General features: G+C 42.8%; 30 protein-coding genes. 13 read left to right on the plus strand and 17 right to left on the minus strand.

Annotation, left to right across the window (positions count from 1 at the left end):
- Nucleotides 1-34 precede the first annotated feature (34 nt).
- From AC4CU2_RS15065 to AC4CU2_RS15085, 5 genes are all read left to right on the plus strand, one after another.
- Nucleotides 35-595 (plus strand): adenylate/guanylate cyclase domain-containing protein, encoded by a 561-nt coding sequence (locus tag AC4CU2_RS15065; RefSeq protein ID WP_490769046.1) that lies wholly within the window; start codon nt 35-37, stop codon nt 593-595.
- Entirely contained in the window at nt 588-1,202 is a 615-nt protein-coding gene (locus tag AC4CU2_RS15070) for a hypothetical protein (protein WP_490769047.1), read from the plus strand. Before AC4CU2_RS15065 ends, AC4CU2_RS15070 begins: the two co-directional genes overlap by 8 nt.
- Before the next feature lie 58 nt (nt 1,203-1,260).
- Complete coding sequence (locus AC4CU2_RS15075) at nt 1,261-1,650, plus strand: hypothetical protein (RefSeq protein ID WP_004978867.1); 390 nt, start codon at nt 1,261-1,263, stop codon at nt 1,648-1,650.
- 300 nt (nt 1,651-1,950) lie between these two features.
- Entirely contained in the window at nt 1,951-2,472 is a 522-nt protein-coding gene (locus AC4CU2_RS15080; RefSeq protein ID WP_279044900.1) for a hypothetical protein, read from the plus strand.
- A 166-nt stretch (nt 2,473-2,638) separates the two neighbouring features.
- Nucleotides 2,639-3,202 (plus strand): hypothetical protein, encoded by a 564-nt coding sequence (locus tag AC4CU2_RS15085; protein ID WP_411369987.1) that lies wholly within the window; start codon nt 2,639-2,641, stop codon nt 3,200-3,202.
- 50 nt (nt 3,203-3,252) lie between these two features.
- Here AC4CU2_RS15085 and AC4CU2_RS15090 read toward each other — a convergent pair whose 3' ends face one another.
- The 3 genes from AC4CU2_RS15090 to AC4CU2_RS15100 all read right to left on the minus strand — a co-directional run bounded on the left by AC4CU2_RS15090 (nt 3,253) and on the right by AC4CU2_RS15100 (nt 5,946).
- Entirely contained in the window at nt 3,253-4,209 is a 957-nt protein-coding gene (locus AC4CU2_RS15090; protein WP_411369988.1) for a 2-hydroxyacid dehydrogenase, read from the minus strand.
- 122 nt (nt 4,210-4,331) lie between these two features.
- On the minus strand, nt 4,332-4,526 hold the full coding sequence (locus AC4CU2_RS15095) for a hypothetical protein (protein WP_004692607.1): 195 nt from the start codon (nt 4,524-4,526) through the stop codon (nt 4,332-4,334).
- A gap of 133 nt (nt 4,527-4,659) precedes the next feature.
- On the minus strand, nt 4,660-5,946 hold the full coding sequence (locus tag AC4CU2_RS15100) for a hypothetical protein (protein ID WP_490769048.1): 1,287 nt from the start codon (nt 5,944-5,946) through the stop codon (nt 4,660-4,662).
- A 122-nt stretch (nt 5,947-6,068) separates the two neighbouring features.
- Here AC4CU2_RS15100 and AC4CU2_RS15105 point away from each other — a divergent pair, with 122 nt between their 5' ends.
- Complete coding sequence (locus AC4CU2_RS15105) at nt 6,069-6,848, plus strand: class I SAM-dependent methyltransferase (protein WP_490769049.1); 780 nt, start codon at nt 6,069-6,071, stop codon at nt 6,846-6,848.
- A 12-nt stretch (nt 6,849-6,860) separates the two neighbouring features.
- Nucleotides 6,861-7,421, plus strand: a complete 561-nt coding sequence (locus AC4CU2_RS15110; protein WP_279689837.1) for a hypothetical protein — start codon at nt 6,861-6,863, stop codon at nt 7,419-7,421.
- 58 nt (nt 7,422-7,479) lie between these two features.
- On the opposite strand, the gene AC4CU2_RS15115 is transcribed toward AC4CU2_RS15110, so the two are convergent.
- Genes AC4CU2_RS15115 through AC4CU2_RS15125 form a run of 3 tightly spaced genes read right to left on the minus strand, consistent with a single transcriptional unit; the run spans nt 7,480 to nt 9,823 of the window.
- Nucleotides 7,480-7,890, minus strand: a complete 411-nt coding sequence (locus AC4CU2_RS15115) for a GFA family protein (protein ID WP_159152998.1) — start codon at nt 7,888-7,890, stop codon at nt 7,480-7,482.
- A 58-nt stretch (nt 7,891-7,948) separates the two neighbouring features.
- Nucleotides 7,949-9,160 (minus strand): TIGR03862 family flavoprotein, encoded by a 1,212-nt coding sequence (locus AC4CU2_RS15120; protein WP_279689839.1) that lies wholly within the window; start codon nt 9,158-9,160, stop codon nt 7,949-7,951.
- A gap of 3 nt (nt 9,161-9,163) precedes the next feature.
- Nucleotides 9,164-9,823, minus strand: a complete 660-nt coding sequence (locus tag AC4CU2_RS15125; protein WP_279689941.1) for a class I SAM-dependent methyltransferase — start codon at nt 9,821-9,823, stop codon at nt 9,164-9,166.
- An 86-nt stretch (nt 9,824-9,909) separates the two neighbouring features.
- Between AC4CU2_RS15125 and AC4CU2_RS15130 the strand changes: the two genes are divergently transcribed.
- Complete coding sequence (locus tag AC4CU2_RS15130; RefSeq protein ID WP_004692619.1) at nt 9,910-10,083, plus strand: DNA gyrase inhibitor YacG; 174 nt, start codon at nt 9,910-9,912, stop codon at nt 10,081-10,083.
- A 165-nt stretch (nt 10,084-10,248) separates the two neighbouring features.
- On the plus strand, nt 10,249-10,428 hold the full coding sequence (locus tag AC4CU2_RS15135) for a hypothetical protein (protein ID WP_236769186.1): 180 nt from the start codon (nt 10,249-10,251) through the stop codon (nt 10,426-10,428).
- Between the two features lie 52 nt (nt 10,429-10,480).
- Here the strand turns inward: AC4CU2_RS15135 and AC4CU2_RS15140 are convergent, their stop codons facing one another.
- The 5 genes from AC4CU2_RS15140 to AC4CU2_RS15160 all read right to left on the minus strand — a co-directional run bounded on the left by AC4CU2_RS15140 (nt 10,481) and on the right by AC4CU2_RS15160 (nt 14,915).
- Nucleotides 10,481-11,125: an MBL fold metallo-hydrolase gene (locus AC4CU2_RS15140; protein ID WP_236769187.1), complete on the minus strand. Its 645-nt coding sequence runs from the start codon at nt 11,123-11,125 to the stop codon at nt 10,481-10,483.
- A gap of 12 nt (nt 11,126-11,137) precedes the next feature.
- Nucleotides 11,138-12,160: a ferrochelatase gene (gene hemH / locus AC4CU2_RS15145; protein ID WP_279689842.1), complete on the minus strand. Its 1,023-nt coding sequence runs from the start codon at nt 12,158-12,160 to the stop codon at nt 11,138-11,140.
- Nucleotides 12,161-12,229: 69 nt separating this feature from the next.
- Nucleotides 12,230-13,255 (minus strand): DUF4062 domain-containing protein, encoded by a 1,026-nt coding sequence (locus AC4CU2_RS15150; RefSeq protein WP_005400906.1) that lies wholly within the window; start codon nt 13,253-13,255, stop codon nt 12,230-12,232.
- 131 nt (nt 13,256-13,386) lie between these two features.
- Nucleotides 13,387-14,256 carry a glutamate racemase gene (murI, locus tag AC4CU2_RS15155; RefSeq protein ID WP_178904596.1) on the minus strand — a complete coding sequence of 290 codons (870 nt, stop codon included), beginning with the start codon at nt 14,254-14,256 and terminating at the stop codon, nt 13,387-13,389.
- Between the two features lie 47 nt (nt 14,257-14,303).
- A complete protein-coding gene (locus AC4CU2_RS15160) occupies nt 14,304-14,915 on the minus strand; it encodes a DUF1285 domain-containing protein (RefSeq protein ID WP_279689845.1) in 612 nt (203 codons plus the stop codon).
- Nucleotides 14,916-15,106: 191 nt separating this feature from the next.
- On the opposite strand from AC4CU2_RS15160, the gene AC4CU2_RS15165 reads away from it, so the two are divergent.
- Nucleotides 15,107-16,819, plus strand: a complete 1,713-nt coding sequence (locus AC4CU2_RS15165; protein WP_004692627.1) for an electron transfer flavoprotein-ubiquinone oxidoreductase — start codon at nt 15,107-15,109, stop codon at nt 16,817-16,819.
- Nucleotides 16,820-16,972: 153 nt separating this feature from the next.
- Here AC4CU2_RS15165 and AC4CU2_RS15170 read toward each other — a convergent pair whose 3' ends face one another.
- Both AC4CU2_RS15170 and tusA read right to left on the minus strand, forming a co-directional pair.
- A complete protein-coding gene (locus AC4CU2_RS15170; RefSeq protein WP_087011247.1) occupies nt 16,973-17,500 on the minus strand; it encodes a hypothetical protein in 528 nt (175 codons plus the stop codon).
- Nucleotides 17,501-17,572: 72 nt separating this feature from the next.
- Nucleotides 17,573-17,830: a sulfurtransferase TusA gene (gene tusA, locus AC4CU2_RS15175; RefSeq protein WP_004692640.1), complete on the minus strand. Its 258-nt coding sequence runs from the start codon at nt 17,828-17,830 to the stop codon at nt 17,573-17,575.
- A 212-nt stretch (nt 17,831-18,042) separates the two neighbouring features.
- On the opposite strand from tusA, the gene AC4CU2_RS15180 reads away from it, so the two are divergent.
- Both AC4CU2_RS15180 and lnt read left to right on the plus strand, forming a co-directional pair.
- Nucleotides 18,043-18,882, plus strand: a complete 840-nt coding sequence (locus AC4CU2_RS15180) for a CorC family transporter (RefSeq protein WP_004978829.1) — start codon at nt 18,043-18,045, stop codon at nt 18,880-18,882.
- On the plus strand, nt 18,879-20,438 hold the full coding sequence (gene lnt / locus AC4CU2_RS15185) for an apolipoprotein N-acyltransferase (RefSeq protein ID WP_279689849.1): 1,560 nt from the start codon (nt 18,879-18,881) through the stop codon (nt 20,436-20,438). Before AC4CU2_RS15180 ends, lnt begins: the two co-directional genes overlap by 4 nt.
- 66 nt (nt 20,439-20,504) lie before the next feature.
- Here lnt and AC4CU2_RS15190 read toward each other — a convergent pair whose 3' ends face one another.
- The 4 genes from AC4CU2_RS15190 to gspF form a co-directional block, all read right to left on the minus strand.
- On the minus strand, nt 20,505-20,843 hold the full coding sequence (locus AC4CU2_RS15190; RefSeq protein ID WP_201953409.1) for a tRNA-binding protein: 339 nt from the start codon (nt 20,841-20,843) through the stop codon (nt 20,505-20,507).
- A gap of 160 nt (nt 20,844-21,003) precedes the next feature.
- Nucleotides 21,004-21,339 (minus strand): hypothetical protein, encoded by a 336-nt coding sequence (locus tag AC4CU2_RS15195; protein ID WP_279689852.1) that lies wholly within the window; start codon nt 21,337-21,339, stop codon nt 21,004-21,006.
- Between the two features lie 283 nt (nt 21,340-21,622).
- A complete protein-coding gene (gspG, locus tag AC4CU2_RS15200; protein ID WP_010325797.1) occupies nt 21,623-22,060 on the minus strand; it encodes a type II secretion system major pseudopilin GspG in 438 nt (145 codons plus the stop codon).
- Nucleotides 22,061-22,093: 33 nt separating this feature from the next.
- Nucleotides 22,094-23,299 (minus strand): type II secretion system inner membrane protein GspF, encoded by a 1,206-nt coding sequence (gspF, locus tag AC4CU2_RS15205; RefSeq protein ID WP_279689854.1) that lies wholly within the window; start codon nt 23,297-23,299, stop codon nt 22,094-22,096.
- A gap of 153 nt (nt 23,300-23,452) precedes the next feature.
- On the opposite strand from gspF, the gene AC4CU2_RS15210 reads away from it, so the two are divergent.
- On the plus strand, nt 23,453-25,675 hold the full coding sequence (locus AC4CU2_RS15210; RefSeq protein WP_279689856.1) for a primosomal protein N': 2,223 nt from the start codon (nt 23,453-23,455) through the stop codon (nt 25,673-25,675).
- The last annotated feature ends 46 nt before the right edge of the window (nt 25,676-25,721 follow it).

Consider the following 25,721-nt stretch of genomic DNA (forward strand, 5'->3'; position numbering starts at 1 on the left):
CTATTACATTTTTTGCTCAGCCATATTTATCGATATGAGAGGCTCTAAGGAGTTTTCAAAAAAACATACTCGTCCTGTAACTGCTAAAATATATAGAAGCTATATTTCAGAACTAATTGCTGTTCTTAATGGTAATACAAGATTAAGAGAAATTTATATCGAAGGCGATTGTGTATGGGGTGTTTTTAACAGTCCCAAAAAAAGTGATATTGATAGTATTTTCAGTACGGCGGCAAAAGCTGCATCCATTATCGATACTCTAAATGTCAAACTAAGAAAGAAAAATTATTCTGAAATAAAAGCAGGTATTGCTTGTCACGATGCAGATGTATTAATGATTAAAGCAGGATATAGTGGCAGTGGAATCAATGAAGTAACTTGGATTGGAAAACTTGTTGGCGAGACTGCAGATCTATGTTCAAAAGCCAATCGATCGGATTCAAAAAGAACTCTGTACAGTCAAACTTTTTATAATAACTTAACGGATGAAAATAAAAAAAAGATTGATTGGTTAAATTGGAATACTACATATGAATGTTATGAAGGAGATACCATCAATAGTAAAATGAATGAATGGGTTCAAGAAAATGGATAAATTTGAATTTCTTCACTCCGCCATTCAAGACACCCAACAAAACATAAGAGCAATCGACTTTAAAATCGGTGCATTACTAGCTGGCTGCATTGTTCCTTTTCCACAAATAAGAGAAATTTTTAAATTTTTAACACTAAATGAATATTGGTGGCAGCATGCGATAGCAGCAATTATCTTTGTTATTTGGCTAGCGACCGCCCTAATTTTACTTTTTGCTCTTTCTGCTATAGATAACCCTAGTAAACATATTAATGATAGTACAGATCAAAAAGGTCTATATTTTAATGCTGGCTTATTCAAATTTAATTTACTCAACATTGTTTGGAGGAGTAATAATTTTTCCAAAAAATCAGTTCAAGACTATAAAAATGAAATAGACGATACAAACTTAGATATACCCAAAGAATTAGCTTTCGAACACTTAAAGTTAATCTATATTCGTGACCTAAAACTTTTTCGCTTACGCCATGCGGTTGTTCTTATTTTCATACTTATTATTGGCGGATCAATCAGCTTCCTTGCAACACCCAATACAAAAAAAGTGGACGTCATAAATCAAGCTCCTCAACACCTTTACCCTAAACAATATTTAGACTATTTGTTATAGCCAATTTGCACTCGCTTCCCTATACTCAACCTAACAACTTGCAACAAGAACGAACCTTATGAAATTAAAAACTGTACTTTTCGCTACTTTTGCTGCCCTTTCTATTACAGCATGTACATCTCAACCAACGATTCCACAGTTGACAGCGGGTGTATTACAAGAAGTCCAAGACATTGAAGTTTATCCGGACACAACTAATAACAAAGCAAAATTGACCAAATTTGAAGACAAATGCGTCATCGAATTTACTGGCAACCTCAAAGCAGGCAAAGTCGTAGAACAGTGGGCGTTCCGTGACTACACCCTCATCACAGGTGGCTCAGCAACCTTTGCACTCGATGGCACAAGCACAGCAACCAAATTTGAATTACACGATGCAGAAGTACAGAAAAACTTCCTCGCACTACGTAATCACTTTGCAAAAGAAGCCTTAGCGCAATGTAACTAAGCAAATCGTCATCACTGGTGCAACATCAGTGATGACTTCTCTCTCAAACACCTTCTGTTTCATATCTTTTATTTCAACACCAGTCTTCATACTTGTTACATTTAAAACAACGACCACGCATAAACTTACATAATTTTAATGAATTAACTGAACGACACAATTTTCAGCCCATTGTTCATGCGCTGTTGCCGCATTGTGCGACTTTCATATCAAACGCTATTTTTGAGCTAATTTCTGTCTATGATGACTGCTGTTCTGAACTCCTCATCGGGTTCTGTCATAAGAGGTAGAAAATCAAAGATGAAAGTTTTAACAAAGACACTCACCGCTTCGGCTTTAACCACTGCACTTTTAGCTTCCACTTCCCTATTTGCAAATACCGCAGCCAATACATCGGCCAATGTTCAAGTTCAAACCTCGCAGCCAAGTGTATTGCAAAACTTAAAACATGATGTCAAACATGCCGCGCATGCGACAGGTGAAACGGTTGAGCATGGTGTCGACAAAACCAAAGCATTCAGCAAAGAAAAATGGCAAGACACCAAAGAATTTTCAGCTGAAAAATCTGCTGTCGTAAAAGATAAGGCAGGTGAGGTAAAACACTCTGTTGAGCATAACACCAAAAAAAGTGGTCACTATATAGCGGATAAAGCGAAACAAGGCCAACAAGCGACCAAACAAAAATGGCAGGAAACTAAGCAGGCTGTCAGTGGTCAGCCCAAACGTGCAGACGTAAATGGGCAAGCCCAAGTGGAACTAGATACACCTGTTGCTAAAGCCAAAGTCGGTTCATCGACCGATGCTGCCGTTGGCGCGAAGTAGAAGTTAAACTCCTCCAGAGTTGAAAGAGTCCACATGCTGGGCTCTTTTTTAGCTATATACGTTTGCACACTACGCTTGTTTACAACCAAGCACATGAAATTCACACAAAGAGGCTTTATGCTAAAACGCTGATTTATGCACGATAGCCCAAGAGGTACACTGCTCTATGAACATGATGAAAACAACACTCTTCTGCGCTCTTTTAATGACAACAGCAGGTGTATGGGCACAAACAGAAACCACCACTCAGCAAACGCAAAAGCCAATTACGCCTTATGGTAAAAACCCCAACATCTTTCACGTTTGGGCTTATAAAACTCAAGAAGGTGTGATTAACACGGCGGAAAAAGTCGGGACTGCTACAGAAAAAGGCATCCAAAAAATTCGCCCTTCTGCACACCAAGCTTTGGACAGTGCAAAAACCATCACCAACAACACCGCAGAACAAGCCAAAGAAACAGGACAGCAAGTCACCCAAAATGTGAATAAAAAGCTGCATGAAACCAAGCAAGTGATTACTGGTCAAACCGATCAACCTGCCCCCATTTACCAAGGCAGCTTGAGTCAACCGTCATCAGCACCCGTAGATGCTCCTGCGGTTCAAGCGCCTTCAGTCTCATCTGCACAGCCTGCCGCACCCCAAACAATGAATGAACCCACGATTACCCAAGCACCGTCTTCCTTTACACCTGCTCAAGTAGAAGAAGAAATTAAAGTGACTAAGCTTTAATATCAAAAAAACCCATCAATTGATGGGCTTTTTAGTTGTCATTATTTGCTTTAATTCACCAGACGGATTGGCTGCCCTGCTTGAAAAGCTTGAGCATTTTCCAGCAACTGCTGCACCATGCGCTGACGTGCGTCGACACTGCCCCACGCGTTGTGTGGTGTGATGATTAAATTCGGCAGACGAGCCTCCAATAAAACATTACCCTCTTTGGGTGGCTCAACGGTCAACACATCAGTTGCTGCGCCCGCAATCTGACCCTGTTTTAACGCATCTGCCAAAGCTGCTTCATTGACAATTCCACCCCGTGCACAATTAATTAAAAAGGCACTTTTTTTCATTTTTGCGAAAGCTTGAGCATCAATCAGGTCACGCGTGTCATCGGTTAATGGACAATGCAGACTGACAAAATCTGATTGTACCAGTAAGTCATTAAAGCCTACTCGTGTTGAGTCAGCATGTGGACGGTTCGGCAAATTGCCCACTAAAACCTGCATACCAAATGCTTCAGCGAGTTTAGCCACTGCCTGCCCCAATTCGCCATAACCTAAAATGCCCAATGTCTTGCCGGAAAGTTCGATAATTGGGTAGTCTAATAGACAAAACTGAGAAGCTCTATTCCATTCACCCTGCTGCACCGCACGGTCATATTGCAAGCATGAGGTTGCAAGGTTAAGCATCAACATCAAAGTGTGCTGTGCCACCGCTGCCGTGCCATAACCCTGACAATTACACACCACAACACCTTGCGCTTTGGCTTGCTGCAAATCGATATTATTGGTGCCTGTGGCCGAGATTAAAATCAACTTTAACTGAGGGCATTGTTTTAGGGTATCGGCATCTACCATTACTTTGTTGCTAATAATCACATCTGCATCTATTACACGGGCGACAAGTGTCTCAGCATCGGTACTTGGGTAAAGGATCAGTTCATCAAAAACAGTATGCAGTGCTTGAAAGTCCAAATCATTTTTATCTAAGGATGCATAATCTAAAAATACGGCTTTCATTGCTCACGTCCAGTTGTTCTGCATAATGATAGAGCGCTTATTTAAACTAACTCAGCCCTACTTTTCAATGTAAACACTGTCTTCACCACTTAAAAATAGCCGCAACACACAGAAAAAGCCCGCTATTTAACGGGCTTATTACGATGAATACGAATAGAAATACTGATCTGTTTAATCACATAAAACGTTAGGATTAGCAGGAGAATGAGGCCACCACCGAATGTCAGATAAGCTGGGTCTAAACTTTGTGCCAGTACGCTTTGTGATGTTGAAATAAACAGTAATGTTATAAATACAGCCGACCAATGTCTTTGCATTGCTTCCACCCTATTTGATCTTTATCCGTATTGTTTAAAAGATAAACAATACTTTCATATTAAACCAAATAGGACGGAAAACAAGCGCTTAGCCTTAGACCAAAGCCCTATATGAATAAATCACATAAATGCATCATAGAAACACATCTGATTCAGCATCGCTTGACACCAAAAACTGCGCTGTTTCTGGAATATCCTCGACCAAATCAAAGCCACCATATTCATCACAGCTAAAGTTAAACTGCTTATAACTAATCAGATAATAGTCACTGTATTTTTTCATTAACAATGGATGCATTCCAGCACTCAATTCGGCTTGTTCATGCACCAACTTCATCATCTGACGGTCATTCATTACCACGGTATAGCGCATGTCATTATAATAAATGTGGACCAGTCCATTACCCTTGGCAAAAATCGGCAGCAGAAACTTATGATTCAGTGCAATGGCATCTGGTGCATAGCTTTCAATCTTTTGACTGATCATATTGAACACCAAACCATGTCCAAAACTATCCATCAACTGACAGCTATTTTCTTGCGGTAAATTGACCTGAATGCCCAATTTCAACAGATCCGTCTGGCTCACTTGTCGATTGCTGAGTAACTCGCGAATAATGCTTTGTTTTAGTTTGGCATCAAAAAATTGACCGTCTAACTCAAGCTCATTATTTTTCAGAATTCGCCCCAAAGAAAAGCGATGACGCGGCAACAAGTTTTCGATCACTTTACGGTAGTAAAACTTGCTGTTCTTTTTCACTTCACGAATTTTTTTATAAAAATACGGCGCATCAAACTCATGACGTAAAAAATCATGGAGCAAATCGGAACTGGCCAAAACCGCAATCGCATCATGCCCTGTAAAAGGTAAGTTCAGGGTATTCAGATTCGGTACGACCGTTTGTAATTTTTCATAATGCGCACGGTCTTCAGGGCAGTAAGGGTCATAAATAACAATGTATTCACACTCTGCCGAGACATCTTTCGGCTGAACCTGCATGTCATGGTTCAGCTCAGGCTGATAGAACATGTTATAGCGGTTATCCGTCACCTGTTCTGGGTCAATCGAATACTGCGGCACCAAAGCTACTACGCGCTTAAAACCAAGCAGTTTAGAGTATTTAATCGCTGCATAGCCGCCCATCGACCCTGCATAGGCAATGCGGGTTTGAAAAGGGGCAATCCAAGCGCGAATTGCCTCTAACATCGCCAACATCGAAGACTCTGGAAACCATGACTTCTGTTTCGGCATAATGCCAACCACATTAAAGCCAAACTTGGCTAGCGACTTTTCTGCATTGATCGACGTTCCCTTGGCACGGGTAATCAGGTCGCCAAAAGAGAAAATAAGTTCGTCCGATGAACCCTGTAAAAAAATGACACGAATCTGTTCGTCTTCAAAAATAATTTGTTTCGCCATGTCCATGCTGAGAGATTTCATTCCTATAAAGTGAGGTCATGTTCGTTCCATACAGCATAAGCGATTTCATCGAACCAAATGTGTTATTTTATAGATGCAGAGCAGATAAAAAAGCGCAAAATATGACACAATTACTCCATCCTGCAGCACAACACGGGTTTAGCGCAGCTGCTGAACTTTATCAACAAGTGCGTCCAAGTTATCCAGAAGAGATCCATGCTTGGCTCACCGAGCAACTGCATTTAAACGCAAATTCACGTGTGATTGATCTTGCCTCGGGTACAGGAAAGTTTCTGCCTTATCTGATTCCACATAGTGGACAGCTCACTGCCATCGAACCTGTTACCGAAATGTTAGCTCAGCTCAAACTGGCTTACCCACAGGTGGAAACATTACAAGCCTTTAGTGACCATATTCCCCTACCATCGCAAAGTATCGATGCAGTTTTATCTGCGCAGGCCTTCCACTGGTTTGCCAACATGGACAGTTTAAAGGAAATTCACCGTGTCCTAAAACCGCAAGGACATTTGGGCTTAGTCTGGAACCAACGCGACACTCAAGTCGACTGGGTCAATGCACTCGCAGAACGACTCGCTCCTTTAGAAGGAGAGACTCCACGTTATCATAGTGGGCTATGGCAAAAAGTCTTTGAACATCAACACTTATTTCAGCTCAAAAGCCTGCATCAGTTTGCACAGCAGCAAACAGGTACAGTAGAACAAGTGGTCTCAAAACGTCTCCTTTCGACCAGCTTTATTGCCGCAATGCCTAAGGCGCAACAGCAGGATTTAAAACATCAGTTTGAGCAAATTGTGCAGCAGTACACGGGCAAACAGCCACAAGACGAAATCAGTTTTCCTTACATCACCTATGCCTATCACTTTCAAAAAATAGCAGAATAATAGGACACCGATATGAACCCACATACTCTTTCATTAAAACAGGTTCTACTGCCGCTTCTTTTAGGTGGCAGCTTAATCCTCACAGGCTGTAACAAAGCCAATGAACGTGCTGAGCAAGACACGCTTTCAAGCGATGATAAAATTCTGCAAGAACTCAGCTCTGAACCTATCAAAAGTTTTGCAAAAACAGCCAATGATCCACACGATATTGCGCTCTTGGTCGACTATGACCAGCGCTTTAGCAGCATGAGTGATGAAATGGAAGATGAACTGATGAAAATGCGTGAGGCAGGCACGCTCACGGATGAATTTGCAAAAACACGTCAACAAGACAATATTCAGTCTGCACTGAATATGCTGAAAGAGCTGGATTTAAAAACAGAACAAGGGCGCTACATTCAAACTCTGATGTACCAATATTGGGATAACCAAGCCAAAATCATCCAAGATAAAACCGCAGCACCATATGATAACGTGAAAGGTCTCGGTGAGCTCATTCATGCCCAAGAGCAGCTTGAACACTGGCAGTCGCAGTATCCTAAAGCTCAAGATACGATGTCGACAGGCTACTAACTCAATCGCAGACAAAGAAAAGGGATCCGATGATCCCTTTTATTTATATCTATTCTAACTATGGGCGTTCAGCATATTGTGGTAATGCATCACAAATGTTGTCCCACTCGGCTTGAGACGCCACAAAAATATGCTGCGTCGGCTTTTGCTGTAACGGGGTATCTAAAGTGCCGATCCGCAAACGGTAAAACTCAGGGGTGTCAGCTTTAATACTGACAAGAGGTGAACCACAGTTGCCACAGAAACAGCGCTCTGTGCCTGCACTCGACGCATATTTTTTCACAACGTCCTGACCAGAGGTCAGTTTAAAATCCGCCTTAGCAATCGGTGCATTGGTTGCATATGCCGTTCCATTGGCCTTGCGACATTTTTGACAATGGCATTGAATAATATCGCCAATCGGCCCATCAATTTGATAAGTCACTGCACCGCATAGGCAGCTGCCCACATACTGCTGAAGATCCGACATGATGATGCTCCTTGAATTTTTTATTCAAATTAGCACAGCTGATTTTCAGTTGCATCGCTTATGGCGTTTTTTTTGCCACATTCAAATACTGCATCACACCCTCACCTGCGGCCCGTCCTGTTGCAAAACATGCGGTGAGTAAGTAGCCTCCTGTGGGTGCATCCCAGTCCAACATTTCCCCACATAAAAAAACGGCGGGATTGGATTTTAATTGTAGCTGCGAGCTTAGGCCTTCACGGCGCACACCGCCAGCACAACTAATGGCTTCTTCAATCGGACGAAAACCAGTTAAAGGAATCTGGAGTTGCTTAATCTGCTGAGCCAATTGTTCAGGGTGATTCCAGTGTTCTTTTACAACTAACTCTCGCACTAAACTCGCCTTAGCTGCATCTAAACCAGCTTTACGCCAAACATTACTTAACGACTGTTTTTTTGTGGGTTTCAGGCGTACAGCCAATTCTTGGACAGTGACATCTGGCAGTAAATCAAGCGTTAACACTAAAGGTTGGAGCTGTTTTTGCTGCGCACGCAGCGCTCGACCTTGCTTATAGACTAAACCACTTTCTAGGCCATAATGGGTGATGACGATATCGCCCATACTTTTTTCCGTATCGCCTACCCATGCCGCGATACGTTTCAGTGGCTGCCCAAAGACGGGTTGCATATAGGTAGACCATTCATGTTCTACCCCAGCATTGCTGGCTTGAAAAGGCTCAATTTCATCGGCCTCCAACCAGTTTTGCCATGCGCCATCACTACCGAGCTGAGACCATGACACCGCTCCGCAAGCCAAGACGATGGCATCATAGTTCTGGTTGTGCACTTGATCGCTAAGCAAAGACTTAATTTCAAGTGTATGTTCTTTGAGGCTGAGGCATTGATGACGATAGTAAAACTTGACGCCTGACTCAACCAAGCGTTTCAACCATGCTCGTAATAAAGGTGCGGCTTTCATTTCAATCGGAAAAATACGCCCAGACGTTCCGACATAGGACTCAATGCCTAAATCTTTCATCCATACTTGAATCCATGTAGCATCCCACTTACGAATCCAAGGTGCCAACCATTCGGCTTGATCATAGCGACCAATAAACTGCTCTACAGGTTCTGCATGAGAGATATTCAGTCCTGTTTTACCCGCCATCAGGAACTTACGTGCAGCAGACGGTTTTTGCTCAAATACATCGACCTGAACATCATATTGACTCAATACTTCTGCTGCCATCAAACCGGCTGGGCCCGCCCCAATAATTGCAATACGCTTCGGCATGATTTATTCAGCTTGATCCGAAGATTGCGACTGCGGATTCTGACCTTGCAAAGCCTGAAACGCATCAAAGCGCGTGCGATAACCTTCAGGTTTAGTGATGATTAACTGTTGGCACAACTCACCACGTTCTAAATATTTAATTTCAAAATGCGTGCGCGCTGAGCTATCAGCAATGCGCTCTTTCACAAATGGTAACTTCCACACCTCAATCAACTGTTGCTGTGCTTCTTCGATATATTCTGGAATATTACTGGCTAAAGTAATTTGTCCGCCCACTTGTAAACGTGATATCAGAAACTCAAAAAACGGCATATTCAACCAGCGCTGTGCAGGATTATGCGGTTCAGGATTGGGATAAAGAATAAAGAACTGTTCAACCTGCTGCGGTTGCAAGGCATGTACCACCCACGGTAAAGCATCGGCATGTACCAGCTGTAAATTCTGCTGACCTTCTAAGCTATGTTGTTTCTGCATCGCCACAAACTTTTCACGGGTTCGCTCAACCGCAATCAGCTTTTTCTCAGGATGATGGGCCGTAAACAATAGAGCATGTTTACCCTTGCCCGCCCCAATTTCCACACACAGTGGATCAGGACTGATCATTTGAAAATCACGAGGCGCATGCATACGCTGGGCTTGAAATTGACGAATCGGCATAATCAGATCAAACTAAGAAAAAAACCGCATCAGTCTAACAACTGCCAACGTTTTTGCCTATTTCAATCCGAAAATTTTATCTGGAGTCGATCATGCCACACACTTTCCCTTGTCCCCGTTGTGGAGAAATGAGTCAATGGGAAGACAACGCCTTTCGTCCTTTTTGTTCTGAACGCTGCAAACTGATCGACTTAGGTGCATGGGCCAATGATGAATATCGCCTCCCAACGCAAGATGCACCGCAAGCAGAAAACTCAGAAGAATAATATGTTTAATTTCATGATATTTTTCATATTTTAAGAGAAATTGTCCATTATTTAAGATCTTAATATTCACTTAAAAGGATAATTCGTCGACTATACTCCCCCAAAAATTGGTACATGCTCACAGCATGATCAAGTGACAAAAACAACATCCTAAAGGGGGATAAGATGAACATCCTGAGTAAGACTATTGTTTTAATTGGCGTTTTACTTGCGATCTGTCTATTCAGTTTTGGCATCTATATGCAAGATCTGTTGATCCTCTCGGTTGGACTATTAGTGGTCTTATTCTCCATCGTATTGGCTCTAGAAACCCAACACATTTTGCATAATCCATTTCGCAAATAAAAAAGTCAGCAGCTGCTGACTTTTTTTATTTTCCAATAAGACCACAAAGCGCTTAGCCTGCTTTCCCTGCCACAAAGGGATTATGTTGTTTTTCAAAACCAATCGTACTGATTGGCCCATGTCCTGAAATAAACTGCGTCTCATCAGGTAAGCTAAAGCATTCACGCTGAATAGAGTCAATCAGCTGCTGATGATTGCCACGTGGAAAGTCGGTACGACCAATTGAGCCTTTAAACAACACGTCGCCGGTCCAAAGCAAACCATAGTTTTTGTTATAAAACATCACATGGCCCGGAGTATGTCCAGGGGCAAAACGCACTTCAAACTCTTCATTGCCCAGTTTAAGGACTTCGCCACCTTCAAGCCATGTCGTGACATCCACTTTTTCAGGAATAGGAAAACCATAACGCTGCGAGATTTCTTGGATCATATCCAACCAAAAGGCATCTTCTTTATGTGGGCCAATCACAGGGACATCCCACAGTTTTTTTAATGCCCCGACTGCTCCAGCATGATCTAAATGCCCGTGCGTCAGCCACAGCGCTTTTACCGTCAAACCCAACGCTTCGATTTCTGCTTTAAGTTTTTCAGGTTCTCCACCTGCATCAATTAAAATTGCTTCTTTACTGTCACTGTCCCAAACAATGGAACAGTTCTGTTGAAATGCCGTTACAGGCACAATTTTAACTTGCAACATAGAGTGTCAACCTCAATTCATTTTGCTGGCTAATGTCTGTTTTAAGGCATCAAGATTAGCTTGAACCAGCGTATTGAGCAATTGCAAATGATCTCCGCGGCTGTTCAAGGCTGGAATATATTGATACCGCTCTCCACCTTGAGACAAAAACAATTCAGCATTCTGAATCGCCAGTTCCTCTAAAGTTTCTAAGCAATCCGCTGAAAATGCAGGACTCATAATTTGCACCGATTTCACTCCTTGCTCTGCCCATTCGGTCAATAAGGCATCGGTATAGGGTTTCACCCACTCTTGTTTCCCAAAGCGGGACTGGAAACTGATTGCCCATTGATTCTCCGCCAGTCCTAATTCGGCTGCCACCAACTGTCCTGTGATACGGCAACGGTCGGCATAGGGATCACCTTTATCGGCATAGGGCTGTGGAATACCATGGAAAGACATTAACAGCTTTTCAGCCCCCCCATGTTCAGCACGGAAATCACGCACACTTTGCGCCAAAGCCTGAATGTATAAAGGGTGCTGATAATAATCACGAATAATGCTCAGCCCCGGCAAATTACGCTGCTTTGGAATCCACTTCGCGAAAGCATCATATAAAGGCGCGCTAGATGTTGCAGAGTACTGCGGAAACAAAGGAAAAAGGACAATATGATCTTGCGGCTTTTGACTCAACTCAGCAAGCAAGGGCTGAATGCCTGGATTGCCATAGGTCATCGCAGGGACGATATTCAGCTCAAACTCGGGGTATTGCAAAATCAACTGCTGTTGTAACGCGGCCACTTGAGTCAGCAAAATTTCTCGCATTGGAGAATCACTGCCCCACACCATCTCATAAGCATGGGCAACGCGTTTCGGGCGAAACGGCAAAATAAATAAACGGAGAATAATTTGCCAAAGCGGTTTGGGAATTTCAATCACCCGCTGGTCGGACAAAAACTGATCCAAAAAGCGACGCACTGCTGAAGCTGTCGGTGCATCAGGCGTTCCCAAATTTGCCAAAATAACAGTAACTTTTGCTTTTTTTGCAGTAGACATTCAGCCCTCGTGGCTCGTTTTCGAATGTCTCTACTGTAACAGTTTTCAGTTCATTATCTAAATGGATAACTACGAAGATTGAAATTGAAAAGGCCGATCCTTTTCCAATAAATTACTATCCAAAAGTTTAGTCGCCTTCGGGGTCAACTGCCAAAGCATGCGCTGACGATCATCTCGACCTGACTGGACAATCCAATCATTTTGACGCATTTGCATTTTGATGCTGTGTAAAGCACGAATATTAATTTGCGAGCGCGCAACAGCATGGGCACGAGGCATTTCTAAGCGTGCATCATTCAAACCAGTTTCGTTTAAATACTCATTTATGCGTTTGGAGAAATACTCTTCAGGAGTGGGGTGAATAAAGGTTGTCCCCAAAACCGAGAGTAATTGCGCCCAAGTCATCTGCTTTTGAATTTTCAGCTCTTTGAAGTTGCCATCTTGATAGGCATGCATCCGATAATCAAAAGCAAAAAATTCATGCATAGCCACTTTGGGTAAAGACAAAAATGGATCGACTTCACGTTTACCCGCTTCAGTTTCCAATTGCACCAGTTTGGCTTTGAGTTTATCTATTTCGTCATGCAACACTTGGGTATTCTGCGGACGTACCCAACCAGACACAGGATAGCGCTCTAGCATTTGCGTCATATTCAAACGAACCGCCATTTCCAAGTCACGCATGGTCCGATAAGTGAAAACCTGATCAACTTCGTTTTGCAGCAGTTTTCTAAACTCTTTGAATTTTTCACGCAGCTCAGCTTTGTCGTCATGTAAACATAACTCACGGGCATCAGGATCATCATGCATAAATACAATAATCGGCTTTTGTTTGGTGACCGCATAAATGTATTCAAGGTGCATATATCCCACCCCTGACACGGACTGTTCGCCATATTTGCTGCCCAGCAACAATATGACGTAGTCACAGTCATCGATCTGACGGCGTGCAAAAGCCGTTGAAAGTGGTGTCCGTTGTTCTAATCCCCAAGAAAAAAATCCCATGCCCACTAAAGTTTGGGCCAAAATGATCCGCTCTGGTTGCATCTCGCTTCCAGACGTGGTTATAAACACTTGATAACGCTTATCGAGCATCGGTTATCCTCATTATTCTTCGCAGCATCCCATCCCCCAAATTCCATTAGATAGACACTGCGACTAACTCAAGCATATTAAGTTGCAATTTTTGACTATATATCAAAATACTCGACTTATTTGTTTAAAAATTAATCAGATATATTTGAAATAGTCCAATTTAGTTCTGGTTCAAGCAAAAGTTGTAAGATAGGTCTCAAACTTTCTGCATTATTTCCACTGACATAACATTCAATTCGAACATCACCATCATGATTTTGTTCAAATAATAACTCATTTTTGATTAAAATACGGGCTGTTTGTCGTGCAACTGCCAGTCCAGAGTCAATTAATGTCAGTTTCTGACCAAAAATAGATTGTATCGCTATTTTCAAAAAAGGGTAATGGGTACAGCCTAAAACTAAGTAATCTGCACCCTGATCAACAACCGGTTGTAAAATATCTTTTAACGTGGCTAAACATGCCGCACTCATCTGCGCGCCGCTCTCAACAAAAGGCACTAAATCTAAGCAGGTCACTGGAATCACCGTGACTCCCGAAGGCTGTGCAAACTTCTCAACCACATCTTTAATCAGCTGCCCGCGAAAGGTCGCAGGGGTCGCTAGAACAGCTACGGTTTTGGATTTGCTTTGCAATACCGCAGGTTTTAGGGCCGGAACAAGGCCGATAATCGGAAAGTTATCGCCATAGTGCTCGCGTAAATAATCCAAACTAAAGGCTGAAGCGGTATTACAGGCCACAACTGCAACCTTACAGCCTTTGCGGTAAAGCCACTCAATCGCTTGTGCAGTCAATTCTCGGATATTTTGATCATTGCGCGGCCCATAAGGCACATGTGCGGTATCGGCAAAATAAATAAATCGCTCATGCGGTAAATGCTTGGCAATTTCTTGAGCGATGGATAAGCCGCCTATTCCCGAATCAAATATCCCGATTGGCGCATCGGCTGTCGCTTTTGGCATGGGGTTGATCAGAGGAAATAAGGGCTGAATGGCACTCATGAGAACTCGTTGCAGTATAAAGTTAAAAGATCAATCAAGCTTAAACCTCAGGTGCCTAATTGCAATAGCAAATCACCACTTTGTAAGCACAGTTTGACCTGACCCTCCGCATCGTCGCTTAGCTCACCCATTTCCACCAAATGAAAAAAAGCAGCACGCTGAATCAGTGCATTGATGCCAAAGCGAACATGCACATAAGGACGTAACTCCCCTTGGAAGGCACGCATAAAAATGGGATGGTCTTCATCAACGATCACCACATCCTGTGTGGTCGTGGTCAGTTGTAGGTAGATTTTTCCTACAATTTCGACTTGATCAACCCGATTGACAAATAAAGGCTCATCTTCAACCTCGATTTCAATCTGCTCGACCGGGGTTTTGAGATAAAACTTATCTTCTTCTTTCCAAAGTACCGTTGCAAACAACTCAATCATGGCTGGCCGTTTGATCAATTGACCTTCGTGCCACCATTCTCCATTGGCTAAAACCTTCAAATCCATTGCGCCACAATGCTTTGGGTGCCATTGATCTAAAGGGGGGATTGACCTTTTGTGACCGGACTGTCCATCTTTTATGTATTGTGCAATATCGGTTAAGTTTTTATTATCAGCAATAGCTACTTTTTTCGTCGGATTTGCTGAGTTGTGCTGCTTATCCATAAAATTCATGCCTGTCTGACGGAAAAATAATATGATTCAGCCAATTGGCTAGAACTCGGTTTAAACCTATACTAGCTCACAATATAAAAGACACGATGATAAATTTTGTGTCTGGGAACTAAGAACACTCATGGCAGCACCGTTCTTTGAGTCAAAACGGTTGCCACCTTTAACCATATGAGGAGTCCTACATGGAACACATCGAACGTGAATCGATGGAGTTTGACGTAGTCATCGTTGGCGCAGGCCCTGCTGGCCTTTCTGCTGCGATTAAAATTCGTCAACTTGCAATTGAAAACAACCTTAATGATCTGTCCGTTTGTGTCGTAGAAAAAGGCTCTGAAGTTGGTGCGCATATCCTTTCAGGTGCTGTGCTCGAACCGCGTGCGATCAATGAGTTGTTCCCAAACTGGAAAGAAGAAGGCGCGCCTTTAAATGTGCCAGTAACTGAAGATAAAACGTATTTCCTAATGTCTGCTGAAAAGTCACAAGAAGCGCCGCATTGGATGGTTCCTAAAACCATGCATAATGATGGCAACTATGTGATTTCACTTGGTAACGTGGTGCGTTGGTTAGGTCAAAAAGCTGAAGAATTAGAAGTGTCTATTTTCCCAGGTTTTGCTGCATCTGAAATTCTTTATCATGCCGATGGTACCGTTAAAGGTATCCAAACCGGTGATATGGGGATTGGTAAAGATGGTGAACCAACACATAACTTTACACCAGGCTATGAACTACATGCCAAATATACGATTTTTGCGGAAGGCTGCCGTGGTCATTTAGGTAAACGCCTGATTGCCAAGTTCGATCTAGATAAAGATGCAGACCCTCAACACTATGGTATCGGCATCAAAGAACTATGGGAAATTGACCCTGCAAAACACAAACCAGGTTTGGTGATGCACGGTGCAGGTTGGCCTCTAGCTGAAACAGGTTCTTCTGGTGGTTGGTGGTTATATCACGCTGAAAACAACCAAGTGACGTTGGGTATGATCGTGGATTTATCTTACGAAAACCCACACATGTATCCATTTGCAGAAATGCAACGTTGGAAAACGCACCCACTGATTAAACAGTATCTTGAAGGTGGTAAGCGTATTTCTTATGGCGCACGTGCGGTTGTAAAAGGCGGTTTCAACTCTCTGCCGAAGTTCACCTTCCCAGGTGGTTCTTTAATTGGTGATGATGCAGGCTTCCTAAACTTCGCTAAAATTAAAGGCTCTCACACTGCCATGAAATCGGGCATGTTGTGTGGCGAAGCGGTATTCGAAGCGATTCAAGCAGGCGTTGAAAAAGGTGGTGACCTTGCCATTGCACGTGTGCTTGAAGGTGAAGACTTCTTTGCAAAAGAGTTAACCGCTTACACAGACAAGTTCAACAACAGCTGGTTAAAAGAAGAGTTATATCGTTCTCGTAACTTTGGCCCAGCAATGCACAAATTTGGCACGTTCGGTGGTGGTGCATTTAACTTCATCGATCAAAATGTATTTAAGGTCCCGTTTACACTGCATGACTTAGTGCCTGACTTCAGTACACTGAAAACTGTAGATGCAGCAACAGTGAAACCGAACTATCCAAAACCAGATGGCAAGTTGACCTTTGACCGTTTATCTTCAGTATTTGTATCGAATACGGTACATGAAGAAAATCAGCCAGCACACTTGAAACTGACTGATGCTTCTATTCCTGTGAATGTAAACCTACCAAAATGGGACGAGCCAGCTCAGCGCTACTGCCCTGCTGGTGTTTATGAAATTATGGAAGAGAACGATGGTTCGAAGCGTTTCCAAATTAACGCGGCTAACTGTGTGCACTGTAAAACGTGTGATATTAAAGATCCATCTCAGAACATTACTTGGGTAACTCCTGAAGGTGGTGGTGGTCCGAATTACCCGAATATGTAATTCCTTGCGACACGGCAAAGCGGTTGCTTTGCTAACCGTGTCTCATAACCGAATATGTAATGTTAAAACGGGCTTGCGCTGAAGTACATTTCCGAGCAAGTAATCGCTTTTTAGATTAAAAAAATCCCTTCAGCATTGAAGGGATTTTTTTAATTAATAGGCATCTGACTTTCTGCTAAAAACCATCACCGTTGGCCCTATCGCAGTATGCCCAACCCCATGATCTTGATAAATTTCAATCCGATAATCGTCACACTGATAGACATATTTATTTTCAGCTTGTTTCCAGCCGTTTTGCGCCACCTGAAAGCGTTTTAATACTCGACTTTTAAAAACATCTAAATCGGTTTCATACGTCGCAAGCGGCCCATCTAGAAAACTTAAACTGTATGAAATAATCATTTTAGAATGCGGATCGTAACGAATATGCTGAACCCAGCTCACACCTGCTTTTTTAATTTGTGCATCTACACCTTGTGCAAATTCAAACTGATAATTATCGCCCCCTAAAATAACCGTTTTTGCGGTGGGATGATGCTGTTGAAATTCACGAATATGCTGTCCAATTTTTAAACCTGCCACATTCATCGTGCCTACAGGAACTTCACAAGATTTTGCCCAAGAAATTGAACAAAATAATGCAAAAATATGAGCCCATAAGAACACATTTATTCTTTTCATTCTGATTTCCTTGGATGAACTTGATTTCTTTTTCTTTACTCAAGTACATTTTAAAAGGCTAAGACAAATGTCCTAACCTTTTTTAACTAAATAATGAAATTCTTTATTGCCGTTTTCGTCTAAGCGCTCTTCTTGCAGCAAAAGTTCATGCCCAAGATGCATACAAAATTTCGGAATATCCCATGAAGTTGAATTATCCGTTGCAAACACCTCCACTACATCTCCCGATTTAGACTTGCGAATAGCTTGATGCAACATCATCACAGGCTCTGGACAGCGTAAACCACGGGTGTTTAATTGGATGCTTGGGCTCACTTCCAAATCAGACATATACAAACTCAAAAATTTAAAAACTTGCCAATTTTAACACAACTGCCCATTTCGCATATCTGTTTGCATAGTTTGATGGTAGATGAACCTCATATTTAAAAGTATTGATCTAATCATTCATGCAATCCTTGCTTAATTACAATAGACAAGTGTGTTTTCTACGGTATGATAAAATTAAGTTTTTTAGATATTAAGAGTCTTTAGGAAAGATCATGCACGAGGAATCAGGCCCGTCGTGGGGAATGCGTGGCTTACGCAAATGGTTAGGTACCGCGCCAGAAACTCGCGATGAACTGTTAAAGTTAGTTCAAGATTCACGTCGTTTTTTAGAACCCGATACTGTTGCGATGTTAGAAGGCGTATTAGACCTTCCAGCAACCAAAGTCCGCGAGGTCATGACACCGCGTACATCGATGATTAGCCTACAAGAAGATGATGAGTTACTCGACATTTTGCATACTCTGGTTGAGTCGGCACATTCACGTTTCCCTGTCTTTTCATCAGACCAACCAGACAATGTCGTTGGCATTTTATTAGCCAAAGACTTATTGCCTTTCTTAACTGAACCAAACAATAAAGTGGATATACGTGCGCTGATGCGCCAACCTTTATATGTGCCTGAAAGCGCACGCTCAGACCAAGTGCTTCGCATGTTGAAAAACACCCAAACGCACATAGCGGTGGTGATTGATGAATATGGCACGACCTCAGGTTTAGTGACGCTAGAAGATATTTTGGAAGAAATTGTCGGTGAAATTGAAGATGAACACGACAAGATCGATGAAGAGGCGGAATATATTATTCCCGATAATGACCCAACGACCGCAAATACATGGCTGGTTCAAGCACTTACACCAATCGAACACTTTAACAATCTTTTAGATGCAGACTTTTCTGATGATGAGGTTGAAACTGTGGGCGGTTTATTGCTTCAAGAAATTGGTTTAGTGAGTGATTTACAAGGTCAGGTGATTGATCTTGAAAATTGGGAATTTACCATTGTAGAAGCAGATGCACGTTCTATTCATCTGATTCGAGCCGTTCGTAAATGAGAGCTTACTTTGACAAACTGTTAACCCCCAATCCACAACAAAAACAGTTACCTTTAATTTATCCACTTTTAATTGCCTTATTTTCAGGGGCGGTCTTTAGTTTTGCACTCGCCCCTTATCATTATTGGTGGTTGGCAATCTTATCACCTGCACTGCTCTATACCACTTTACGCAGGCGCAGTGCAAAACAGGCCTTTGGCATTGGTTGGGCCTATGGTTTTGGCCTATGGTTCGTGGGGGCTTTTTGGCTCTACACTTCCATCCATGTCTATGGCGATACCAATAGTGCCTTAAGTGTGGGTATGATCGGTATTATGGCCTTGGTCATGGGTTTATTCACGGCAGTTCAAAGCTTTATTTACCGCCGCTTTTTCCCTGAAACGCCACTAACCTTCGCTCCGCTTTGGGTGCTTTTTGAATGGGCAAAAACCTGGGTCTTCACAGGCTTCCCATGGCTGTTTGCAGGCTATGCCTTTACCGAACGCTTACTGGATGGTTATGCGCCATTATTTGGTATCTTCGGGGTGTCGTTTGTAGTCTTGGTGTTGGCCTGCGCACTGGTCGAAGTTTTAAACCGCCGCGTCTTTTGGGTCATTCCTTCTGCCTTATTGGTACTTGGTGCATGGGGCGCATCAAAAATTGAATTCGTCTCCGCAAAAAATACGCAGCCATTATCGGTTTCTTTAATTCAAGGCAATATCCCACAAGACTTAAAATGGCTCACTGAGTATCAACTAAAAACACTTGGAATCTATGCTGATTTAACCAAAACAGAATGGGGACGAGACCTCATTGTTTGGCCTGAATCCTCTATTCCGATGTTCCAAAGTGATATCGAACCCTTTTTAGCTGCAATGACAGCACAGGCCAAGAAAACCAACACGGCGTGGGTCACCGGTATTCCATACTGGGATATTTCAGGCTCTGAAGCGGCAGGTCGACCACTGTACTACAACAGCATTATGGCCAATGGTGCTGAAGCCGAAGGACTCTATAAAAAGCAACGTTTAGTGCCTTTTGGTGAATATATTCCACTATCCGGTTTACTGAAATGGGTGTTGCCTGCCATGCAGAATGATCCGTCGATGAGTGGTTTTTCACGTGGCGAACAACAGCAACAACCGCTTTCTATTCATCAGCAGCACTTAGGCGCGGCCATTTGCTATGAAGTGGCTTATCCGAACTTGACGCGTCGTAATGCCAGCCAAAGTGATTTCTTGGTGACAGTTTCCAACGATGCATGGTTTACAGGAACCGCAGGCCCTTTACAGCATTTACAGATGGTTCAAATGCGTGCCAAAGAAAATGGACGCTGGTTTATCCGTGCCACCAATACAGGCGTGACGGCGTTTATTGACCATCAAGGGCATATCGTAAAACGTGCTCCGCAAGATGTGGCAACCGTACTTCGCGGCGAACTGCCTGCTATGCAAGGTCAAACGCTGTATACCCGTTTAAGTGACTGGCCAATTTTAGGTTTCTCAATCTTTTTACTGATCTTGGGCTGGATCTATCGTCCACGTAAAGTCGATGTATCGTTTAAGTCTCGTCGATAGTTGCTATTGTTAAATCATACTTTTCCAAAGAAAAACCCAAGCTCCGCTTGGGTTTTTCTTTTTCAGCTACAGTAGCTTGGTACCTACTGGAACATCTGTATCAGGCACACACAGCACCACGCCTGCGTCTGAATCATGAAAGCCTGTCACTAAGCACTCAGACTGGATGGGACCAATTTGTTTGTTTGGAAAGTTAACCACTGCCACCACCAATTTACCCAATAACAGTTCAGGTTGATAACGCTCAGTAATCTGCACACTCGATTTCTTAATGCCAATTTCATGGCCAAAGTCGACATGTAAAATATAAGCGGGCTTACGTGCCTGCTCAAAGACTTCGGCCTGAATAATTCGCCCGACTCGGAGCTCGACTTTTAAAAAATCTGCCCAATCGATCTGTTCCATACTTCACTCTATATTTATATTTTCTACAGTATAGGGAGCGAACACTAGCATCATATACGACGAAACAGACAAGCGATCCTATCTTTCCGCCATTCTTCATGACGCAATAAAAACCGAGCGTATGTGCTCGGTTTTTTTATCACAACTATGAATGTCAGTATTAAATTTGACTGACCAAATAGGACACCATACCGGCTAAAAAGAGCATCGGGGTATAACGGTAGAACATGACCACTTTTTGTTCTAATGCTGTAATCTGTACTTGATCGAGTGTGAGTACGGTTACTTTTAACGCAGACCAAAAGCTCAAAACCGCCCATGTGCTGAACAGACTGATTGCAAAGAAACCCACCATAATTTGGCTGCTGCCTTCAGTCGACTGCCAGACACTTAAAACACCTTGAGCAAAAGGAAGCATACTCAAAATCAAAAGAACAGATTTGAGCATCGACCAATGGAATTGGCTCATTTCATCCAACAAGGTTAATGCTTTCATTCTATTCTCCTCAGGCAAATCAGTTGCCATTGAGAACATTATGCAAGGATTTAAATAAATAAAAAGCCTATTTTTATCCATAATTTACATTATTTGTAATCAATAAATATGGGAATAATTCTTATTATAAATTTCAGCTGATGCTTATTATATTTAATATATTAAAATCATAATCTTAGATATTAATTTTAAATTAAGATGTATTATCATTACAGTCCACATTGACATAACCTATGCACTGTAATGATATATTCAATTAAACCCAATATATAATAATTCTCAATTAAGGTTGATACTGAATATCAGCATCGGTTTCTTCACCACCTTGCTGTCCATCTGCTCCAAAAGAATATAAATCAAATGGTCGTCCATCGGTCCCAGGTGCAACATATTGAATGTCATTATCCCAACTGTCTTTCGGATATCCACCTTTCACATAACCGCCGGGCAACCAATTTTTTGCAGACTCAGGCTTATTCACCAAAGCGTCGAGTCCACCCTCTTGCATCGAAGGATATTTACCATTATCCAATTTATATTGATCCAATGCCGCAGCAACACCTTTGAGGGTAATGACAGTGGTATCAACTTTGGCTTTTTCACCGCGTCCCATCACATTGGGTACAATTAAGGCTGCCAACACACCTAAAATAACAATCACCACCATGACTTCAATTAAGGTAAAGCCTGAAGCTTGGCGTCTATAGATTTTTGATTGCATGTGAATTTTCTCTTCCATCTTATATTTTTAAAATTAAATCATATTGTTCATGTTGACGATCGGCAGCATCACGGCGATCACAATCACCAAGACAATGCTTGCCATCAGAACCAACATCAGTGGTTCAAGTAAAGCCAGCAAGGTCGATATAAGCGTTGTCACTTCTCGGTCTTGCATGGTCGATGCGCGCTCCAACATCCGATCCAATTCACCCGACGTTTCACCACTTTTAATCATTTGTACCATCATCGGTGGGAAATAACCACTGCGCTCCAGCTGGGTCGCAAGGTTCCCGCCTTCAGTCACTTTTTCTGCGGCATGATTGACCGCATCGCGAATCACCCAGTTATTACTCACCGCCGCGCCAATTTTTAACGCATCCACCAAGGGCACACCAGACTGGGTCAAAATCGACAAGGTACTCGCAAAACGTGCGGCATTTATACCACGTGAAAGTTTACCGAATAATGGCAATTTGAGCGTTAAACGATCAAAGGCATAATGCCCTGCTGTAGTTCTTAAAAATCGTAGTAATAAGCCGATGCCCAGTACACTGCCCACCAATAAAAATGGCCATGCCACTCGAATAAAATCACTGGCTTTCATCAAGGCAACCGTAATCCATGGCAAGGCATCTTTGCTTTGGTCAAAGGTTTTGACAATGTCAGGCACCACATAGGTCATAAGTCCCATCACGATGGCAAAAGACATCAGCATTAAAATAATCGGGTAAATCATCGCGCCTTGGATTTTCTTTTGCATTGCAAAACGATTTTCGGTGTATTCTGCCAACTGATCTAAAATTAAGTCTAAATGTCCTGAACGTTCGCCAGCGGCAATCGTGGCAATGTACAACTCTGGAAAGCGTCCAGATTGCTGTAAACCCTGTGCCAATGAATGACCTTCCAGTACTTTAGAACGCACTGACATCAATAGATTTTGTACATGTGTTTTTTCTGACTGCTTTCCAACCGCACGAATGGCTTCTTCCAACGGAATGGCCGCCGCCACAAGTACCGAAAGTTGACGTGTCAATAAAGCCAAATCATAGGCGGTAATTTGTTTTTGAAACCATGTTTTACTGCTGTGCTTATCTTTTTGTTCAACAGGATCAACCGAGACTGGGATCAGCGCTTTATCACGAAGTTGTTGCCGAATTTGACGCGCTGAATCCCCTTCAAGCACGCCTTTTTGCTGCCTTCCTGCGGCATCGAGTGCGGTAAATTGATATGCTGGCATGTTTACGCTTTCTAATTGTCCATATTAGTCATTTGGCGCTGTTGCATGTCGGCACCAAAATCATTCATATTCTAAGTTATAAATTATGTCATCACTCTAACACAACTCATTCATCGCACAACGACAATTTCATCAGGACATTTTGAGCTTTTTATGCCAGAAACTACACTTTCCACAACACCAAGCTACCGTATTCGTGTGGCTGTTCCCGTTTATCTATATGACTGTTTTGACTATAGTTTAACGGCTGAACAATACCACCAAGCTGAAGTGGGTGCACGTGTGGCTGTCTCATTTGGTCGCCAAAATGTGGTCGGTGTCATTGTTGAGAAACTCACTGATGAGAAACCACTCGATTTAGGCTTTAAACTCAAAGCCATAACTGAGTTGCTCGATGACAGCGCTATTCTAGATGCTAAAGTTTTAAGTTTATTGACATGGTCAGCGCAATATTACCAATTTCCCATTGGGGAAGTGATGCATACTGCTTTACCCAGCTTTTTACGCCAAGGTAAACCCTATAATTTACTGGCGCGAATGTGGAAGCTGATTGATGATCATGCCGAAGACAAATTGAAGCGTTCTGAAAAACAACAAGATGCCTATAAAATTTTAAAGCTGCATCCCACAGGAACTTCTGAAAACATTTTAAATTTGGCTGGCATTGAAACTGCGACCTTAAAAGCCTTAGAAAAAAAGAAAATCACCCAGTGCATACTTGAAGCCCAAGACTTTAAACCACAAGCTATGACGCTGGCGCAAATGCCCCTCACCCCCAATGATGAACAAAAGCGAGCCATTCAAAACATTCTCAAAGCTCGTCATAGCTACCATGCTTTCTTACTGGATGGTTTAACCGGTAGTGGGAAAACTGAAGTCTATTTGCAAGTCATGCAAGAGATTTTAAAACAAGGCAAACAAGTCTTGGTATTAGTGCCTGAAATTGGTCTCACCCCACAAACAGTGAGTCGTTTTCAGTCACGTTTTCACTGTCATATTGCGCTACTACATTCAGGTTTAAATGATTCTAAGCGCCTGCAAGCCTGGCAAAGCGCACAAACGGGTAAAGCCTCGATTGTGATTGGGACACGTTCTGCCATCTATACGCCCCTTCCGCATTTGGGTTTGATTGTCTTAGATGAAGAGCATGACTTATCTTTCAAGCAACAAGAAGGCTTTCGCTACCATGCTCGTGATGTGGCTTTATACCGTGCACACTTAGAAAACTGTCCGATTATCCTCGGTTCTGCAACGCCAAGTATCGACAGTTATGCATTGGTTGAACAAGGCAAAATGACCCGTTTGGAGTTGGACCAACGTGCCGGTGTGGCCGTGATGCCGAAAATGCATGTGATCGATCTGAAAGTGGCACAAAAACAAAATGGCATCAGCCAACAGCTGATTCATGAAGTACAAAAGCGCTTAGACAAAAAAGAACAGGTGCTGATTTTCTTAAACCGTCGCGGCTATGCACCTGTGTTGATTTGTGAAAGTTGTGGCTGGCAGGCCAAGTGCCCCCACTGCGATGCCAATTTTACCGTGCATCGACAGCCCTACCAGCATTTGCACTGTCACCACTGCGGCACCATCCACCGCATGCCTGAACACTGCCCGCAATGTCAGCATAGCGAACTGAAACCAATTGGTTTAGGCACCGCAAAAGTTGAAGAAAACCTACAAGCACTGTTCCCCAACTTTGACGTAATTCGGGTTGATCGTGACTCGACCAGTCGGGTCGGCAGCTGGCAAAAAATCTATAACAAGATTCAGAAAAGTGAACCCATCATTTTGCTCGGCACCCAAATGCTGGCCAAAGGACATCACTTTCCTTATGTGACTTTGGTGGCGATTTTAGACATCGACTCGGGCTTACTCAGTGTAGACTTTCGTGCCACAGAACGTACCGCACAGCTCATCATCCAAGTTGCGGGACGTGCTGGGCGCGGCGAGAAAAAAGGCGAAGTCTATTTACAAACTCTACGTCCAGATCATCCTTTGCTGAATACCCTGCTGAAATCGGGCTATCGCAGCTTTGCCAAGCAAACGTTGAAAGAGCGTAAAGCTGCATGGATGCCACCTTATCGCTATGCGGCTTTATTGCGCTGTGAATCCAAAGACCAAGAACTGAACCAAAGCTTTTTACAAGAGCATGCGCAAGCATTGCGCCAAGCCTCCGAAAACAGTATTGATATTTGGGGGCCCATACCTGCGCCGATGGAGCGTAAAGCAGGACGCTATCAAGCGCATATGGTACTACTGTCCAAAGACCGTGCGCGTATGCATTTTTACATTCGTCAGTGGTGGCAAAATATCTGGCATAACAAACCGCATGGTATGAAATTGAGCCTTGATATTGATCCACAAGAGTTAAGTTAAGACTTGACGTGAATAAGGTTTAGACCTGAGTCGCGTTCTCCCTTAA

Source organism: Acinetobacter sp. 797_lipA, assembly GCF_058243025.1.

Coding starts and splice junctions, on each gene's coding strand:
- AC4CU2_RS15105 (WP_490769049.1), top strand. CDS start 6,069: ATGACACAATTACTCCATCCTGCAGCACAACACGGGTTTAGCGCAGCT.
- AC4CU2_RS15130 (WP_004692619.1), top strand. CDS start 9,910: ATGCCACACACTTTCCCTTGTCCCCGTTGTGGAGAAATGAGTCAATGG.
- AC4CU2_RS15110 (WP_279689837.1), top strand. CDS start 6,861: ATGAACCCACATACTCTTTCATTAAAACAGGTTCTACTGCCGCTTCTT.
- AC4CU2_RS15165 (WP_004692627.1), top strand. CDS start 15,107: ATGGAACACATCGAACGTGAATCGATGGAGTTTGACGTAGTCATCGTT.
- murI (WP_178904596.1), bottom strand. CDS start 14,256: ATGAGTGCCATTCAGCCCTTATTTCCTCTGATCAACCCCATGCCAAAA.
- AC4CU2_RS15210 (WP_279689856.1), top strand. CDS start 23,453: ATGCCAGAAACTACACTTTCCACAACACCAAGCTACCGTATTCGTGTG.
- AC4CU2_RS15135 (WP_236769186.1), top strand. CDS start 10,249: ATGAACATCCTGAGTAAGACTATTGTTTTAATTGGCGTTTTACTTGCG.
- AC4CU2_RS15180 (WP_004978829.1), top strand. CDS start 18,043: ATGCACGAGGAATCAGGCCCGTCGTGGGGAATGCGTGGCTTACGCAAA.
- AC4CU2_RS15075 (WP_004978867.1), top strand. CDS start 1,261: ATGAAATTAAAAACTGTACTTTTCGCTACTTTTGCTGCCCTTTCTATT.
- AC4CU2_RS15100 (WP_490769048.1), bottom strand. CDS start 5,946: ATGGCGAAACAAATTATTTTTGAAGACGAACAGATTCGTGTCATTTTT.
- AC4CU2_RS15195 (WP_279689852.1), bottom strand. CDS start 21,339: ATGAAAGCATTAACCTTGTTGGATGAAATGAGCCAATTCCATTGGTCG.
- AC4CU2_RS15065 (WP_490769046.1), top strand. CDS start 35: ATGAGAGGCTCTAAGGAGTTTTCAAAAAAACATACTCGTCCTGTAACT.
- AC4CU2_RS15190 (WP_201953409.1), bottom strand. CDS start 20,843: ATGGAACAGATCGATTGGGCAGATTTTTTAAAAGTCGAGCTCCGAGTC.
- AC4CU2_RS15095 (WP_004692607.1), bottom strand. CDS start 4,526: ATGCAAAGACATTGGTCGGCTGTATTTATAACATTACTGTTTATTTCA.
- gspF (WP_279689854.1), bottom strand. CDS start 23,299: ATGCCAGCATATCAATTTACCGCACTCGATGCCGCAGGAAGGCAGCAA.
- AC4CU2_RS15140 (WP_236769187.1), bottom strand. CDS start 11,125: ATGTTGCAAGTTAAAATTGTGCCTGTAACGGCATTTCAACAGAACTGT.
- AC4CU2_RS15115 (WP_159152998.1), bottom strand. CDS start 7,890: ATGTCGGATCTTCAGCAGTATGTGGGCAGCTGCCTATGCGGTGCAGTG.
- gspG (WP_010325797.1), bottom strand. CDS start 22,060: ATGCAATCAAAAATCTATAGACGCCAAGCTTCAGGCTTTACCTTAATT.
- AC4CU2_RS15160 (WP_279689845.1), bottom strand. CDS start 14,915: ATGGATAAGCAGCACAACTCAGCAAATCCGACGAAAAAAGTAGCTATT.
- AC4CU2_RS15085 (WP_411369987.1), top strand. CDS start 2,639: ATGAACATGATGAAAACAACACTCTTCTGCGCTCTTTTAATGACAACA.
- AC4CU2_RS15080 (WP_279044900.1), top strand. CDS start 1,951: ATGAAAGTTTTAACAAAGACACTCACCGCTTCGGCTTTAACCACTGCA.
- AC4CU2_RS15170 (WP_087011247.1), bottom strand. CDS start 17,500: ATGAAAAGAATAAATGTGTTCTTATGGGCTCATATTTTTGCATTATTT.
- AC4CU2_RS15120 (WP_279689839.1), bottom strand. CDS start 9,160: ATGCCGAAGCGTATTGCAATTATTGGGGCGGGCCCAGCCGGTTTGATG.
- AC4CU2_RS15070 (WP_490769047.1), top strand. CDS start 588: ATGGATAAATTTGAATTTCTTCACTCCGCCATTCAAGACACCCAACAA.
- hemH (WP_279689842.1), bottom strand. CDS start 12,160: ATGTCTACTGCAAAAAAAGCAAAAGTTACTGTTATTTTGGCAAATTTG.
- AC4CU2_RS15090 (WP_411369988.1), bottom strand. CDS start 4,209: ATGAAAGCCGTATTTTTAGATTATGCATCCTTAGATAAAAATGATTTG.
- tusA (WP_004692640.1), bottom strand. CDS start 17,830: ATGTCTGATTTGGAAGTGAGCCCAAGCATCCAATTAAACACCCGTGGT.
- lnt (WP_279689849.1), top strand. CDS start 18,879: ATGAGAGCTTACTTTGACAAACTGTTAACCCCCAATCCACAACAAAAA.
- AC4CU2_RS15150 (WP_005400906.1), bottom strand. CDS start 13,255: ATGCTCGATAAGCGTTATCAAGTGTTTATAACCACGTCTGGAAGCGAG.